The sequence below is a fragment of the Gemmatimonadota bacterium genome (genome assembly GCA_022560615.1).
Classification (GTDB): Bacteria; Gemmatimonadota; Gemmatimonadetes; order Longimicrobiales; family Gaopeijiaceae; genus UBA1138.
In genome coordinates this window covers 19,628-32,666 of the sequence record JADFSR010000015.1, presented here as the reverse complement: position 1 = coordinate 32,666, position 13,039 = coordinate 19,628, and the positions used below count along the sequence as shown (strand labels likewise).

Genomic DNA, 13,039 nt, shown 5'->3' with positions numbered 1-13,039 from the left:
TGCTCATCGCCGGCCGGCGGCTTCCGGTGAGAATCGAGGGGTCGGGACAGTAGAGCACCCATTTCCTCACAGTCGGGACGGCCGGATTCGAACGGCGACCCCCTGAACCCCATTCGATGAACGAACGGGCCGAATCACGGCGTTGAACCGTCTAAACCCTTACTGGGCTACACGATCCGCCGCACTTGCCGTGACGCGATGCCGGACTCTGCCGTACCTGAACAGCGGGAAGAAAAGCGGGACTGCGAAGTCGTCCCCCGCGCCCTCCGATCAGGCGTAGTCCCCAGAGTCACGCTTCAGCACCTTCAGCGCGACCTTCCCCTCGTGCTTCAGGTCGGCGGCGAGGTAGACCGTCGCCATGCCGCCCTCGCCGAACTCGCGCTCGACACGGTAGCGGCCCTCGAGCGCCGCGTTCCGGCGGGGGACGGCGTCAGCGTGCGGCATGCGCCGAAGATGCGTCCACCGGTTGCTCAGGCAAGCCGGACGTGAGGTCGCACCGGTCGCCGATCGCCGCCACCCCCTCTGGCGGCAACCGGAGGCGTCGGCACACTATTGGCTTCCCTTCGCCTAACCGCTCGGAGGTTGAGCATGAAAGCGATGGCCCCGCTCCTCGTGAGCTTCGTCCTCGTCGCGGCGCCCGCGTCGGCGCAGCAGCGCGAGTATCCGAGCTCGTTTCCCGGAGGATATCCCTCGATGAGCAGCGGGGGCGGGGCGGGGAAAATGTACATGGAGGCCTACTTTCCCCCGCCCGTGACGGCCTCGCCCACGTATCCGGCCTGGTCGCCCGACGGCGCGTCGATCGCGTTCGCCTACCAGGGCCGCATCTGGCTGGTGCCCGTCGAAGGGGGCGTGGCGCGCCAGCTGACCTCCGGGCCGGGGTACCACTCGCAGCCGAGCTGGTCGCCCGACGGTCGATCGATCGCATTCGCCGCCGACGTGGACCTGAACTTCGACATCTACCTCCTCGATCTAGAGAGCGGTGTCGAGCGCCGTCTGACGGAGAATCCGCACCTCGACCTCAGGCCGCGGTTCTCGCCGGATGGGGCGCGTATCCTGTTCACGACCGGTCGCGACGGCACCTTCGACCTGTGGGCGTACGACCTCGGGCGCGGATCCACGGAGGCGGTGATCGCCGACCCCCGCGCACAGGACATGGTGGGCGACTGGATTGGCGACACGGGCGACATCGTCTTCGTCTCCAAGCGCGGCGAGGCGGCCCTGGGATCCGGGTCCCTGTGGCGCTGGAGCGCGGCCACGGGAGAGGTGAGCCTTCTGATCCGGATCGAGACCAACTATCAGGCCTCGCCGGTCGTCGCTCCCCACGGAGGATCGGTCGCCTACATCACCGACGCTTCGGGCAGCAACGATATCTATCAGGTCCCGACCGCTCGGGCGCGGGCGGCGCAGGACCGCTCCAGCCCCGGCATCCAGCAGGTCCGGCTCACGCATACGCCGACCGACGAGTACTTCCCCGCCTGGTCCCCGGACGGCGAGCGGCTCGTGTACTCCCGAAACGGTGGACGACCCGAAGAGGAGCGAACCACCGACCAGGGGATGGGCTTCGAGCTGTACACCGTGGGGCGCGGCGGCGGCGTGCCCCGCCGCATTCGGATCGAGGAGTACGCATGGTCCGAGCCGGTGGGGCAGGTGCGGGTTCGGGTCAGCGCCGCGGACGGGCGTCTGCTTCCGTCGCGCATCTACCTCAGCGCCGCCGACGGGCGCAGCTACTTCCCGCGCGGGAGCTTCCCGCGCGTCCTGAGCTCGGCCGGTGACGACTACTACTTCCACACCGACGGCAGCTTCGCGGTCACGCTCCCCGTGGGCGACGCCGAGCTCGAAGTGTGGCGCGGATTCGAGTACGAGCCCGAGACGCGGACGGTCGACGTGCGGGCCGGCGAGTGGACGACGGTCGAGGTCCAGCTCGATCGCTGGATCGACATGGCCGCGAACGGCTGGTACTCCGGCGACAACCACATCCACCCCAACTACGGGGGTCACGAGCGCATCACGCCGCTCGATCTCCGGAACAAGGCCCTGGCCGAAGACCTCAACGTCGCCAACGGGATGATCGCGAACTACTGGGCCAACAGCCGGGTCGAGGATCTCGAGCACTTCCTCGGCCACCCGCACCCCTACGGAGACGAGCGGACGATCGTCTACTACAACGAGGAGTACCGGCCAAACTTCTTCGCGCACATGGCGCTGCTGAACCTCGTCTCGCTGGTGACGCCATTCTACATCGGCTACGAAGGGACGGCGTACCGCGAGCTGTACCCGACGAACGCGGCGGTGCTCGAGCACGTGCACGAGCAGGGCGGGATCGGTGGCTACGTCCACCCGTTCGGGCTGAGCCACCGCGCGCCCGACCCCGCACGACCGAGCGGAGCACGCGAGCTGCCCGTCGACGCTGTCCTCGGTCTGGCGGACTTCATCGACGTCGCGTGCATCTGGAGCGACGAGCTCGGGACCGCCGAGATCTGGTACCGGCTCCTCAACACCGGCTCGAGGATCCCGGCTACGGCAGGCACCGATGCCATGACCGACATCTGGAGGCACCCGGCGGTCGGGACGACGCGCTCGTACGTCTACACCGGCAGCGAGACGCTCGACTACGACGAGTGGGCCGACGCGATGGCGGCCGGGCGGGCGTTCGTGACCAGCGGACCGATTCTCACCCTCGACGTCGAGGGGCGGGGGATGGGCGAAGAGCTGACGGTCTCGGGAGGCGAGACGGTCTCCGTCGCCGTCACGGCCCGGTCACTGTTCGAGATGCACACGCTCGAGATCGTCCAGAACGGGGAGATCACGCACACGTTCGAAGCCACCGGAGACGGCAAGTCGTTCGACGTGGACGTCGAGGTCCCGATCGACGGCAGCGTGTGGATCGCAGCGCGCACGCTCGGCCCGCCGCAGCACGGCGCCATGGACAGCTACCTGTTCGCGCACACGAACCCGGTGTTCGTGATCGCCGACGGCGAGCCGATCCGCTCGAGCGAGGACGCGGCGTTCTTCGTGGTCTGGATCGAGGAGACGCTGAGCGATCTCCGGAGGATGGATCGCTGGGACGACCCGGCCCACAGGGACGAAGTCCTCGCCACGTTCGAGGAAGCGCTCCGGCTCTACCAGGATCAGGCCGGGGGAGGTCGATAGGCGGGAGTAACGTGAAGCCCCGCCCCTGTAGACCGTCGCCGTGCCACGTTTCGCTACCGCCCCGGAGGAGGCCCGAAGTCGGATGGGGGGATGCGGTGATTCGTCCCCGCCTCGTAGGCCGAAGCGATCCGGAAGAGCGTCGGCTCGCCGAAGGGTCGCGCGAGGAAGTCGATCCCGACGGGAAGCCGTGCCCGCACCGGCCCCACCAGGCGAGTGCTGTCAGTAGCGGTGGAGTCACGCACCCGGTCGTAGATTTGGGTGGTGAACCCGGCCGGGACCGTGATCGCGGGGAAGCCGCGGCTGTTGATGTAGGTCCAGACCCCCGACGGCCGGTTGTTCTTGTTCGGCTCCTGGGGATTGGTAAGGATTGCGGGGGGAACGTTGCCAGTCGGATAGATCACAGCGTCGAGATCCAGCTCCGCGAACACCTGCAGGACGACGGTCTGCACCGTGAACCGATCCTGTAGAGCGCGGGCAGTAGCCAACGTCTTGGCCGTGTCAGCGTTCTGAAGGCCCTCCTTCCGATTCCGGATTATGGGATCGTCCCAGAAGTTCGCCTTTTCGATCAGGTCCGTGAGACTCCGGATGTTCGCGTCGCCCCGTTCCCTAAGATAGACGTTCATGTTGTACCGGGTCCCTCCGGCACCGCCACGGCCCCGGCCCAGATTTCGTATGCTCGGCCGCCCTACCGAATCGTGCGGTACGAGCGACGGATCGAAGAACATGTCCACCAGGAGAGGCAGGTGATCTGACCCTTCGGCAAACTGCTCTGAGAACTGGCGGATGAAGAGCTCGTTCCGCCACACCGGGCTGTACTTGTCGACGGCGTCCTGAAACAGGGCACCCTGCGGGCCCGGGTCGATCACCGTCGCTCCCAGGGCGCGCAGATCTTCGATGGCGCGCTCGACAATGTCGATCGTCTCCGCGTCGGCGATCGTGAAGAGGTCCCGGTCCATATACTCTCGTACCACCCCGATCCGCACGCCGTCGAGTCGCTCCTCGTGCGCGAAGCTCTGGTAAGGCTGTGAAGGCCGCCGGCCCACGCTGAAGGCAGTCAGCTCGTCCCTGGGGTCGAAGCCGGCGTATGCGTCCAGCACTCGCGCCACGTCCTCCACGGTGCGGCAAATGGGTCCGACCCTGGTCGTGATGCCCCTCTGCATCATCCCGTCGGCGCTGACCAGCTCCCGCGTCGGCGCGAGCCCGACCACACCATTGTTCTTGGCCGGCTCGCGCACCGAGGTGCCCGTCTCCTCACCTATGGCGCACGTGACCAGGTTGGCGGAAACTGAGTTGCCGGAGCCTCCACTCGATGCTCCAGGATCGCGCTCGGTGTCATAGGCGTTGCAGTTCGTCCCACCGAACGAGCTCCTGACTCCCGTGACGCCTCCCGCGGCGTATTCTCCCATGTTCGCCTTCGCGAGGATGATCGCACCGGCGTCCCGGAGCCGTTGCACGAACACGGCATCCCGAGGAGGTCGATCGTTCGCATAGAAGGCATCGGCCCCGGAAGTGGTGCGCATGTCGAACGTGTCGAACTGGTCCTTGATCGCCATCACCACGCCGTGCAGGGGTCCGATGAGACTGCCGGTCGAGGCGAGGTAGGCGTCCTGCTGAGCCGCCACCTCCAACGCGTCGGGCATCGCAACATCGTCATCCGCGGCATCCGTCATGCTGCGCGCCTTGCGCTCGTCGAACCCTCGGGAGAGGCGCTCGGCTGGTCGCAGATTCAAGGTGATCAGCGCGTTGACCTTGCCCGCACGCGGGATGGTGGTGATCGCCCCGAGAATCCCCTCGGGCTGGTCGACGCACGTTCCGTTGTAGGCCTTGATGCGAGCCAGGTAGAGCTCGACGACCTGCGTCGAGGTGAGCTCACCCCTCAGGATGGCTGCCTGGATCTCGGCGATCGTGGTTTCCTCGATCTGGAATTGAGCGGTCTGCTCCTGTGCCGGACCGCAGGCGATCAGCAGGAGGCTCACAGCAAACGCGAGGGTGACCGAATGGAGTCTCATGGGACGACAAGCTCCTTGGGGATGTGGCGGGAAACGAGCTGGGTCAGATTCACTAGACCGTCGCCATCCCGCCCTCAACGAGTTCTCGCTCGATGCGGGAGCGGCTTTGGAGGGCTGCATTTAGGCGGATAATGGGGTTGGCAGACATGCGCGCAACATGCGGTTCAAGTCACGAAACGGCGAGCAATCTCAAACTGTGCCAAAAACTGCGTCGACGCCCACCGACGCTGGCCGACGCAACTGACGTAAGAACCCAGCGTTTCCGACGCTCACCGACGCCCACCGACGCCCACCGACGCCCACCGACGCCAGAAAGTCGCTCCCAAAGCAGGTGCGGGACCGGACTGCGCCACGCCACGTAAGTCGATGTACTACAACAGCTTACATAAACACTCCGTAGTCTCAGACTTTCAAGACTGTGCGAAAAACTGCTTCACCGCTAGGCCCTGCGAGAGCGCTCTCCATTCGACCACCACCGCTTGTGCTACACCACGGCTTCCACGAAGAGGCGAAGCCAGGGGATCCCGCGAGCCAATTGCCCACCCGTGTACCTTAAAGTTGCTGGAACCAGGCTTTCCGGCAGGCACTGCCGGGAACGGAATACTCCGGTAGAGAGCCTCTCGACTTCTGACGAGGTCGCCACCTACTGCATCCTAACGGCCTCGACCCGGACCTGACCGACTCGCCCTACACGCCTGCGGCCTGGAGAGCCGCGAGCACACGCTCGTCTCGGAAGGGCACTCGGCGAAGACGAACGCCGGTCGCGTCAAAGATGGCGTTGGCGACCGCCGCGACCAGCGGTTTGCAGACCGCTTCGCCGGCTCCGTAGTGAGGCAGATCGGGCCGGTCCGGATCGGGGTCGCCGTTGACCATCACCACATCGATCTTTTCCGGCGTGTCGGTGTGCTTGAGGCTGGGATGAGACACCCAGTCGACACTGGTGACTTTTTCCGTGTCGAACTGCACCTCCTCGTGGAGCGCACGGCTCAGCGAGTGCAACATTCCACACTCGATCGTGCGGCGCAGCCCCTCGGGGTTGATGACCAACCCACAGTCGTGCGCGCAGACGAGTCGCTTCACCCAGACGTGACCCGTCTCACGATTGACCTCGACCTCGGCGATCTCCGCGACGACCGTCTCGCTGCGGAAGGAGTACGCGATCCCGCGCCCCGTCAGAATTCTTCCAGCGCCCCGCGGTTTCGGCGACGGCCGCGTATCCCAGCCATAAGTATCCGCAGCCGCGCGGATGACGGCGATGGAGCGGGCTCGTTTGAACCCGCTGTCATCGTTGGTTCTGCCGTTGAGCAGATTCAGCCGGAACTCCACCGGGTCGGCGTTGGCTGCTGCCGCCAGCTCGTCGATGAACGATTCGGAGGCGAACGTCACTTGCGGTCCGTTGGGATCCCGGAGGTTGCCGGTCCGAAGCGGCGTTTCCCAAATCGAGGGAAGCCGGACAACCTGGGTCGTCGTGCGCCGGTTGGGAACGGCATACATCTCAGACGGCGTCGAGGCGCGGCCCCTGTTCGGCGTAGCGAGCCGCGTGCCCATGAGCTGTGAAATCAGGACCGTCTCGACCTCGTTGTACCCGACATGGTTGTAGTCGGCACTCTGCGCGTCGTACTCGAGCACTACCAGCTCGCCCTGGGCGTTCAGTCCTCCACGCAACCTGAACGTGAACGCCGGCCCCTTCGTGTCCCAGGCCGTTTCTTCGTCCCTCATCCACTGCATGCGAACAGGCAGCCCGATCTCTTTCGCCAGGAATGCGGCCTCGAATCCCGCATCGTCCGCGGCCGTGCGGCCGAACGCCTGGGGGCCTTCCATCCAGACGACGCGCACCTGGTCCCTGGGCATCCCGAGGAACTCGGCGATCCCGTTCCGCATGCCGTAGGACTTCATGTCGTTGGAGTAGATCGTCATCTGACCGTCGGAGGGGTCGGCCAAGGCATGCGCCGGTCCGAAGGCCGTGTGTCCCTGGAAGGGGAAGTCGTATTCGGCCTCGATCACCTGGGCCGCGCTCGCCAGCGCCGCCTCGGGACTTCCCACCACGCGCGGATCGGCACTCGAGGTGGGCGTCGCGCTGCGCATGTAGGTGTACAACTCATCGGACGCCGGAAACGGTGCGGCCGCCGGTGCGGCCCAATCCACCTGGAGTCGCCTGGCGGCGTCGATCGCCTGCTCTTCCCGCTCGCAAATCACTGCCAAATAGTTGCCCTTGCTGACCACTCGGATGAATCCCGGCAGGTCCCGGACGGACGACTCGTCGAAGCCGCGGAGTGTGGCGCCCGCAACCGGCGGCTTGACGTTGCGTGCATGGACCATCCCGGGAAGCCTGACATCCACCGCCCATGTCAACGACCCGTCCACCTTCGGGGGAATGTCGTAGCGCTGTGGCGACTGGCCGACGATGCGGAGATCCTGAACCGGCTTGACGTCAGCCACCCCTGAGACCGCGTTGACGTTGCCTCCAGTCAGCGTGACGTTGAACCGCCGGTCGCCGATCAACTCCGCGTAGGTGACCGTCCTGGAGGGGTCTGATTTCAGGGCGATCACCGCGTCGCTGACGTCGAGCTGCTCGATCGGCACGGCGAACCGCTCGGAGGCCATTTCCAGTAGGATCCGCCGGGCCTCGGCGGCCACGCGCCGCATCGGCCAGCCATCTCTCTGTATCGCATCCGATCCGCCCGACCCGCCCTGGTCGGGGGTGATGTCGGTGCTGCCCATGACGAGGCTGGTGCTGTCGTATGCTATATCCAACTCGTCACACATCATCTGCCGAAATGCCGTTCCCGTGCCTTGACCGCAGTCCGTTTTACCGACGTAGAAGGTGGCCGTGTTGTCGCCATGAATCACGACCCAGGAATCGAGCTGTCTGAAGTCGGGGTCGGGATACGGGCCTGCCGCCCGAGCCGCGGCTACTTCGTCGCCGCCGGCGGCTGCCGCAAGTGAGTCTGCGCCCGGGACAGCTGCCGCGCTGAAGCTCACGACGAGAGCGCCCGAGGTCTTGAGGAAGGCCCTTCGGGAGGTCGTAGGGTTCCGGTTCGCCAATATGTCTTCGATCGCTTTGGGAACCTTCGTGAACGTTGTCATCCGACCACCTCCTCGGCGGCGGCGCCTCCGCCATCCCTCGCCCCCTGCACGACACGCTTGATCGCTGCCTGGACCCGGTAGTACGTCATGCACCGGCACAGGGCTCGGGCCATCCCCTCGCGAATCTCGGCATCCGTCGGATTCGGATTCCGGTCCAGCAGGGCCTTGGCGGTCATGATCTGCCCGTTCTGGCAGAAACCGCACTGCGGAACCTGCTCGTCGATCCAGGCCTGTTGCACCGGATCTAGCGTCCCGTCCCTGGCGAGTCCCTCGAGCGTCGTTATCTCGCCCCTGACCCGGGACGTCACCGTGACGCACGACCGGGTCGCCACCCCGTCGATGATCACCGTGCAAGCTCCGCACTGGCCCAGCCCGCACCCGAACCGCGGGCCTCGCAAGCCGAGATCATTTCGCAGGACATAGAGCAGCCGAGTCGACGGGTCGACGTCCACAGTGTGTGCCTCGCCGTTCACGTGCAGTGTGACAGTGCTCATCGTCCATGCTCCTCAGCCGAGATTTCGATGCGCTCAAGATGCGGCGCAGATGAGCAAACCGCGAGCGCCCCCCCTTGCAGTCTCTCCCGGTACCGTATGCTGCGGCAGCCCCCAGTAGGGACCAACCTCCGCGCCACTCGGATCTAAAGCGCGAGCTTACGCTCGTGCTCGATCGCGTAGCGGCCCTCTATCACGGCAGCGGCAGCGCGAACGCCACCAGCGAGCCCGGAAAGCCCGTTCGGATACTACCGATCTGCACCACGATGTACTGCTTGCCTTGGTGCATGTAGGTCATCATCCCGTACTGGCCGGGGGCCGGAAGCTCGACGCTCGCGAGGATCTCGCCCGTCATCTTGTCACGCGCGTGGAGCTGCAAGGGGGCGTCAGGGCGAACCTGTACCATGCCCTCACTGAGCGACCGGGTCTGAACCAGCAGGCTGCCCGTGACCATCTGGACCGACCCAAAGCCGGCGCCGCCCGCATTGGGAACGTCCACTCCCGCCAGGAGCGGGTGGTTCCTGATCCGCTCGGGAGTCTCGCCGACCGGCGTCGACCAGATCCGCTCGCCGGTGTTCATCTGGAAGGCGGAGAGCTGGTTGTTCATGGGCTTCCAAAGTCGCAAGCCATCGATCGTCGGCAGGCCCGGGGCACCGCCGCCGGGCAGCCACTCTGACACAGTGGTGCCCGTGGTAGGCGTGCTGTTGGGCGTAGCACCGTCAGCGCCTGGCACGGCATACTCCGGCTCATCCACGTCCACGCCGTCCGTGGGCCGCATGAACCCGGGAGCGCTGCACGTCCGTCTGTGCGACGCATACATCATCCCCGTGCTGGGATCAGCGACCGGCGGATGCGGGATGACGTTCCCCCCTCCTTGGCAGCCGACATTGTTGAAGACGTCGTTCATGTGGTCGAAGGGAAGCGGCGGCACGTAGAGGCCCCCGATCCGGAAGCGGCTGAGGATGTCGAGGGCCTGCCGCTTCAGTTCCGGCGTGTAATCGATGACGAACTCCTCCGTCAGCCCGTTCAACACGATGGGGTCCACAGGCTCCGGCCAGGTCGGGTAGGGCTGCGTGGGCGACGTGTAGTTGCCGGGGACCTCCGTCTGGATGACAGGCCGATCCTCGATGGGCCAGATCGGCTCGCCGGTCTCTCGGTTGAACGCGAAAATGAGGCCTTGCTTCGTGTTCTGGATCAGCGCGGGGATTCGCTCCCCATCCACCGTCAGATCCATCAGCATCGGCGGGGTCGGAAGGTCGTAGTTCCACTGGTCGCTCCGGTGGATCTGGAAGTGCCACCTCCGCTCGCCCGTCCGGACGTCCAGCGCGAGAACGCTGCCGCCGAAGAGGTTGTCGCCCGGCCGATGGCCCGTGTACGACTGGACCGTCGAGGCGTTCGTCACGATGTACACGAGCCCCAGCGCCGGGTCGGCGGACGCGGGGGCCCACGACGACATGTCCCCCGACCACTGCCAGGCGTCGTTCTGCCACGTCTCGTGGCCGAACTCTCCAGGTCGGGGGATCACGTGGAACTTCCAGAGGAACTCTCCGGTTTCCGCGTCGAACCCCATGATGTCGCCCGGAACGTTCTCGATCCGGGTCTGGCCGTAGCTGGGCTGGTGGCCCACGAGCACCACGACCACCCCGTTCACCACGATCGGCGGTGCCGAGCTGGTGACCATACCGAGCTCCCTCGGGATCCCGAAGTCGGGATCGTAGGTCCCGCCCTCGGTCAGGTGGTCCTGCCACCGCCCCCAGTCCCCCACGAGGTCCGGAATCAGATCGACGACGCCCGTTCGGGAGAAGCCTTCCAGCGGCACCGGCGCGCCCCAGCTCTCCAGAGGCCGGCCAGTCTTGGCGTCGAGCGCCCAGAGGAAGAACGCAGGGGTTGTGACGTAGATCACTCCGCGACCGTTCACCTCGCCGTAAGCGACGCCTTTCCCGTACGCTTGTCTAGGCGAGCGCAAATGCCTGACGGTCTCGGGCTCGCGGAAGGTCCAAAGCGTCTCGCCCGTGGCCGGGTCGATCGCCACCACCTGCCGGCGCGGAGTGGCCACCGTGTAGAGCATTCCGTCGACGTAGATCGGCGTGGACCGGGAGAAGTAGTCGACGTTCGGACCGAAGTTGTCGCCCCTCCATATCCACGCCTGCTGGAGGTCCGCGAAGTTGCCGGCGTTGATTTGGTCCAGCGGCGAGGAGCGCGTGTGCCCTGCGTCGCCGCCCAGATAGCGCCACTCGCCGTTCTCGGTCCCTGGCAGGCCCTGAGCGAAAGTGGACGCTGCCGTCGCCATCAGGACTGCGAAGGCGACGCCGAAACAGTGCGCGAGAGTCAGCGTTGGGAGGGATCGAGGCTCAGCTATCATGGTCTTCATTATTCCTCATTCCCCCCTCTAGGGTTGCGTTCAGGCGGGTGATGGCTTCGGGTACTCATGCGCCCAAGATGCAGCGCGGATCACCGAACCGCGAGCAGGCCAGCCACCCCCGCCGTCGACCAGCCAATACACATCCCCAGCAGCCTTCGCGGCGAGCCCAATCGCGGCCCGATCCTTCCTGGAGATCGACACCACCCTCGAATCCGGATCAGCGTCCATGATCCAATCTGGAAGACCTCGACGGTCCAGGTTCGATCGATTCAGGTCCTCCATCGAGTAGACCGATCGCCACTCACCTTCCTCGAACTCCGACCACGTGTTCGCTACGATCCCGTGGCGGGTCGGTTTAGACCCCCATGGCCAGCGTCGTGTGTTCGTTGCGTCGAGTAGCATATTGATAGGAGGTGCCGCTGTGAGCGGCATGACACGCGGGCGCGCAAGAATCGGATCGTTGCATTGACAAATGCGTGTCACCTATTGCATTTATAGGGGCCTAGATGAAGCCGGTCTCACCCTCCCACTCTGGCACTATGCGGCAAAACAACGGCTTTACCCTCATTGAGCTCCTGATCGTGGTCGTGATCATCGGAATCCTGGCGTCCATCGCCATTCCGAAGTTCTCCTCCGTTCGGGAGAAGGCATACTACGCCACGATGAAGGCCGATCTCAAGAATCTGGCTGGCCAGCAGGAGCTCTACTGGCAGGATACGTACTCGTACACAACCGTCACTGCGGACCTCGGCTACAGCCTTTCCGTTGGCATCACCATGGGCTCGGCCGCCACGAGTTCCGGCTGGTCGGCGAGCGTCAGCCATGCCGGGATGGGTACCGGCGAAGGTTGCGTCGTCTTCTACGGTAATGCGAGCACCCCGACCGTTGGCTCGACCACCTCGACCAGTGCGGGTGCGGTAGCCTGCACGCGGTAATTCGCGTACGCAGGCCAGGTAGCTCGTCACACAAGGCCTGCTCTCAACCCTCTCCCTCTTCCTCTCCCTCTCCCTCTCCCGCTCCCTCCCCTTCCCCTTCCGACATCTCGCGCAGGTACTCGAACGTATAGATCCCGGCCGAGTGCCCATCGCTCCACATGAACTGCAACGCGTACTGTCCTACGTAGTGGATCGCCGTCGGGTACACGGAGTCGTCCACCTGCTCGGCCGACAGCGTCCGCAGCCCGGTCATCTCGTCGACGCAGCCGGCGCACGGGCAGAGCAACCGTAGCTGCCGAGGCACGTACTCCGAGGCCACTCCGTCCTTCCAGACGATACGCAGTCGAGCTTCGTCTTCGGTCGGGCCGATCTCGAGCGGTACGATCTCGTCCGCCGGGCTCACCGGATCCCTCTCGCGATCAACTCGTCAGCCAACGCCCGGAAGGCTCTCCCGCGATGACTACGCTCATTCTTCTGCACGACATCGAGCTCTGCGAACGTCTTTCCGATCTTGGGATCGAAGAAGTAGGGGTCATAGCCGAACCCTCCGCGCCCGCGCGGCTCGCCCAAAATGAGGCCTTCGGCCTCACCGCGTACGACGACGGGAACCTCGGCGGCCCCGACGAGCACCGCCGCACAGACGTACCGGCCCGTTCGGGCGGCGAGATCGAGATCGCCTAGCTGCGCCATGAGATGGTCGTTGTTGGCCTGGTCGAGCTCCCGGCCGTCCAGACCGCGGTCGGGCGCAAAGCGCTTGGAACGCACGCCCGGCGCACCGCCCAACGCGTCGACGGCGATACCCGAGTCGTCCGCGACCGTCGGGATGCCCGACTTGGCGTGGAAGTACTCCGCCTTGGAGCGAGCGTTTTCTTCGAAGGTCTCGTACGGTTCGAGCTCCTCTTCGGCTGGATCCTTGGTGATGCCCGCGCTGTCCAGATCGATCAGGCGCAGTCCGGGGACAGCCCCCAGGATGCGCCGGATCTCTATCATCTTGTCGACGCTTCG

Annotated in this window: 8 protein-coding genes and 1 pseudogene; 2 read left to right on the top strand and 7 right to left on the bottom strand. The window is 65.5% G+C overall.

All coding sequences use genetic code 11. The features are described from left to right. Positions 1-270: 270 nt before the first annotated feature. Positions 271-444: a hypothetical protein gene (locus tag IIB36_10285; protein ID MCH7532126.1), complete on the bottom strand. Its 174-nt coding sequence runs from the start codon at positions 442-444 to the stop codon at positions 271-273. 144 nt (positions 445-588) lie between these two features. Here IIB36_10285 and IIB36_10280 point away from each other — a divergent pair, with 144 nt between their 5' ends. Beyond that, positions 589-3,150, top strand: a complete 2,562-nt coding sequence (locus IIB36_10280) for a CehA/McbA family metallohydrolase (protein ID MCH7532125.1) — start codon at positions 589-591, stop codon at positions 3,148-3,150. 53 nt (positions 3,151-3,203) lie between these two features. On the opposite strand, the gene IIB36_10275 is transcribed toward IIB36_10280, so the two are convergent. The 4 genes from IIB36_10275 to IIB36_10260 form a co-directional block, all read right to left on the bottom strand. Further along, positions 3,204-5,159 (bottom strand): amidase, encoded by a 1,956-nt coding sequence (locus IIB36_10275; GenBank protein ID MCH7532124.1) that lies wholly within the window; start codon positions 5,157-5,159, stop codon positions 3,204-3,206. A gap of 687 nt (positions 5,160-5,846) precedes the next feature. Next, positions 5,847-8,246 (bottom strand): xanthine dehydrogenase family protein molybdopterin-binding subunit, encoded by a 2,400-nt coding sequence (locus IIB36_10270; protein ID MCH7532123.1) that lies wholly within the window; start codon positions 8,244-8,246, stop codon positions 5,847-5,849. After that, a complete protein-coding gene (locus tag IIB36_10265) occupies positions 8,243-8,740 on the bottom strand; it encodes a (2Fe-2S)-binding protein (GenBank protein ID MCH7532122.1) in 498 nt (165 codons plus the stop codon). Before IIB36_10265 ends, IIB36_10270 begins: the two co-directional genes overlap by 4 nt. Before the next feature lie 190 nt (positions 8,741-8,930). Then, entirely contained in the window at positions 8,931-11,108 is a 2,178-nt protein-coding gene (locus IIB36_10260) for a PQQ-binding-like beta-propeller repeat protein (GenBank protein MCH7532121.1), read from the bottom strand. 530 nt (positions 11,109-11,638) lie between these two features. On the opposite strand from IIB36_10260, the pseudogene IIB36_10255 reads away from it, so the two are divergent. Next, positions 11,639-11,752 (top strand): annotated as a pseudogene (locus IIB36_10255) (prepilin-type N-terminal cleavage/methylation domain-containing protein). A gap of 325 nt (positions 11,753-12,077) precedes the next feature. On the opposite strand, the gene IIB36_10250 reads toward IIB36_10255, so the two are convergent. Both IIB36_10250 and IIB36_10245 read right to left on the bottom strand, forming a co-directional pair. Further along, positions 12,078-12,437 (bottom strand): DUF971 domain-containing protein, encoded by a 360-nt coding sequence (locus IIB36_10250; protein MCH7532120.1) that lies wholly within the window; start codon positions 12,435-12,437, stop codon positions 12,078-12,080. Continuing rightward, positions 12,434-13,024, bottom strand: a complete 591-nt coding sequence (locus IIB36_10245; protein ID MCH7532119.1) for a non-canonical purine NTP pyrophosphatase — start codon at positions 13,022-13,024, stop codon at positions 12,434-12,436. Before IIB36_10245 ends, IIB36_10250 begins: the two co-directional genes overlap by 4 nt. Between the last annotated feature and the right edge of the window lie 15 nt (positions 13,025-13,039).

Bases quoted from the DNA above. Each gene is read 5' to 3' on its own strand.
- IIB36_10285 (MCH7532126.1), bottom strand. From the start codon at position 444: ATGCCGCACGCTGACGCCGTCCCCCGCCGGAACGCGGCGCTCGAGGGC.
- IIB36_10280 (MCH7532125.1), top strand. From the start codon at position 589: ATGAAAGCGATGGCCCCGCTCCTCGTGAGCTTCGTCCTCGTCGCGGCG.
- IIB36_10275 (MCH7532124.1), bottom strand. From the start codon at position 5,159: ATGAGACTCCATTCGGTCACCCTCGCGTTTGCTGTGAGCCTCCTGCTG.
- IIB36_10270 (MCH7532123.1), bottom strand. From the start codon at position 8,246: ATGACAACGTTCACGAAGGTTCCCAAAGCGATCGAAGACATATTGGCG.
- IIB36_10265 (MCH7532122.1), bottom strand. From the start codon at position 8,740: ATGAGCACTGTCACACTGCACGTGAACGGCGAGGCACACACTGTGGAC.
- IIB36_10260 (MCH7532121.1), bottom strand. From the start codon at position 11,108: ATGAAGACCATGATAGCTGAGCCTCGATCCCTCCCAACGCTGACTCTC.
- IIB36_10245 (MCH7532119.1), bottom strand. From the start codon at position 13,024: ATGATAGAGATCCGGCGCATCCTGGGGGCTGTCCCCGGACTGCGCCTG.